The following is a 2,553-nucleotide window of genomic DNA, read 5'->3' as shown; positions in this document are numbered from 1 at the left end:
CGACGCGGGGATTGTGACGGGCCTGAGGCTGGAGAAGCTGGACAAACCCATCCCCGTCTACAACCTCGAGGTCGAGGACTTCCAATCCTACTTCGTCGGAAATGGCGTGCTGGTGCATAATAGGTGCAAAGGTGATCAAAAACAATTCAGGGATGCAGCGAGACGAGGAAAAATTGATAAGAAGCGATTGTCAAAAGCACTCCATCAACATAAACGACAAGAGGGAAGAGGAGGAGCAGATCATCTTACTTGGAAACAACTAAATAAGCTTATCGATGAGATAGACAGCTATTTTTAATTTCTAACACCAGGTTTAAATCTATCGGCTTTCAGCCGGTGACCGTTGAGTAAGCACATTAATTTATTTATTTTTATAGAGAAGTTTCTTCATGTCATATTAATGAAGAAACTTCTCTATAAAAATACTGGAAGGTGACAATAATCTTGTGTGGTGAAATGGTTTTTGCTATATACAGTAGCACTGTGGAGTTTGATAAAGATATGGATGCGAAATTGAAATTGGTTCACACGACCATCGGTAAAAAAGATCTATCACGTTCTCTTCCTATTGCAGTGAATTCATGGATATACGAAATACCTTTTCTTGGGGACAATGATTTTGAGTCTAAAGCACTAGAGTTTTCCAAATTACTGAGCGATAGACAAGAGATTATTTCTGAGTTGAAGCGGAATAATCACTACAAAATACGAGTTGCATTATATGTACGTACAGGACAAAAACAGGTTAACTATACATTGGATCCTGAGACTATAAGTAATCTAGCCAAGCTAGGGCTTGGATGTGATGCTGATTTAATTATATTAGGGGATGACTGTTGTAACGCTGATTTAATCTTTTCGGATAGTTAGGTAGAATTGAATCAAGTGCTTATCTTAAAACTGAAACGTTTATGTTTTTATAAAAAGTCAAGATTTTAGCCTTGAGGGCTGCTGGCAAAAATAGGGGGAAATTTCTGAGTGGCATGGAATAGCAGCCACGGCTCCCCTTTTCCAAGAGCTTGATGAACAACTTCTTAACGTTATAGTCGGTCAGTTTCTTCGGGGCAGTACATTCTCGTAGCTTCATTGAAGCGGTTCCGAAGACTCTTGAGAAGTGGGTGGCGAATTCCGAGAAGAGGCGGCTAAGGGGAAAGGACTTTTCGTTTCAGATTACCTTACCGAAAAGCTCAATGCAGGTAACACGGGCAGGTGGTCGATGAAAGCGCTCTCGAATCTGGAGCAAAGTTTCACCCGAGGGAACGTTTTCTTTATAAGTAACATTCGAAGCGAAGGGTACTGGCAAATATCGTGCAGTATATTTGCTATGCTATTCGGAGGTGGGGAAAATCTTGCGTGGCGAAATAGTACTTGCCGTATATAGAGACACTATGGAATTCGGAGATTTGGGAGCTGATATAGATACGAAACTGAGTTTAATTCACACGACCATCGATAAAAAGTATCTATCATGTTCACGTTCCATTACTACGAATTCATGGAAGTACGAAATACCTTTTATCGGAGACAGTGATTTTACAGTTAAGGCTCTAGAGTTTTCTAAAATATTACGCGAAATGCAAGAGAATATTTCTGAATTAAATAAAAATAATAACTACAATATACGTGTCGAATTTAACATGCACACGACAATAGAGCAGGTTGGTTATATGTTGGATGCAGAAACAATGAGTAATCTAGCAATACTAGGACTTCATTGTGATTTTAAAATAACGTTAGTAGGTGAAGGTGAGTTTGGTCAATTATTATCTACAACACTGACTTCGGGGTAAAACAGGCAGACTTCTCCTGCAAAGACACGGGCGATGGACGCGCTGAGGAATACCCGACAGCACGACTAATACTGCTCGAAAAAAGCAAACCGTTAAAGCAAGCGCTTTAAGCAGCTTCGGTAACTTGACAAAAAAATAGCATTCGGGACTCCATGGCAACAAACGGCGGCATATGTAACCGTATACCATTTTAGACCGTCTGTACGGGATACGGTTTACTGCCTCGACAGCTCAGGTGACGGACACGTGGACATACGACGCGTGGGGCGAGACGACGTCGCGCACGGGCGTGACGGAGAACGACTACCGGTACGCCGGGGAACGGTTCGACCGGACGACGGAGCTGTACCAGCTTCGTGCGCGCTACATGGACCCGAGGACGGGGACGTTCCTGAGCCTGGACCCGCACCAGGGGAACCGGCACGACCCGGCGAGCCTGCACAAGTATATGTACGCGCACGCGAACCCCGTGACCAACACGGACCCGACGGGCCTGTGGTCGCTGGGCGAGATGGGCGGCGCCATGGCGGGACAGAGCATCCTCGCTGGGTCGAGCGGGCTGAACTTCTGGGTCGTATTGGGGATGCTGAAAGGGGCGGCCTACAGCATCCAGTTCGCGTGCTCCATGCGCAGCCTCGTCGTGGCGATGCTGACGGGCGACGCCGAGGAATTTCTGCACGCGCTGTCGAACGGCATGGTGTCGTTCATGAGTCTGATGGGCGTCTGCGAGTCGCATCTTGCGATGCAGATCCTGACGAAGGCG

The 2,553-nt window shown here is 45.7% G+C and carries 4 protein-coding genes; all 4 read left to right on the top strand.

The features are described from left to right. A partial coding sequence (locus EII26_RS12730; protein WP_199735226.1) for a hypothetical protein occupies positions 1–298 on the top strand: 298 nt, incomplete at its 5' end. A 158-nt stretch (positions 299–456) separates the two neighbouring features. Continuing rightward, positions 457–870 (top strand): DUF4279 domain-containing protein, encoded by a 414-nt coding sequence (locus tag EII26_RS12725; RefSeq protein ID WP_124889527.1) that lies wholly within the window; start codon positions 457–459, stop codon positions 868–870. 479 nt (positions 871–1,349) lie between these two features. Continuing rightward, positions 1,350–1,790 carry a hypothetical protein gene (locus EII26_RS12720; protein WP_124889526.1) on the top strand — a complete coding sequence of 147 codons (441 nt, stop codon included), beginning with the start codon at positions 1,350–1,352 and terminating at the stop codon, positions 1,788–1,790. A 235-nt stretch (positions 1,791–2,025) separates the two neighbouring features. Continuing rightward, positions 2,026–2,553, top strand: a 528-nt coding sequence (locus EII26_RS12715; protein WP_148092579.1) for an RHS repeat-associated core domain-containing protein, incomplete at its 3' end; no start/stop codon positions are given.

Origin of the sequence: Fretibacterium sp. OH1220_COT-178 (assembly GCF_003860125.1) — a bacterium.
GTDB lineage: Bacteria > Synergistota > Synergistia > Synergistales > Aminobacteriaceae > CAJPSE01.
Note: the sequence above shows the minus strand (reverse complement) of the source record. Positions and strands in the feature narration are given on the sequence as shown.

What these genes read in the sequence shown, in the direction of transcription:
- EII26_RS12725 (WP_124889527.1), top strand. Translation starts at nt 457, where the DNA reads ATGGTTTTTGCTATATACAGTAGCACTGTGGAGTTTGATAAAGATATG.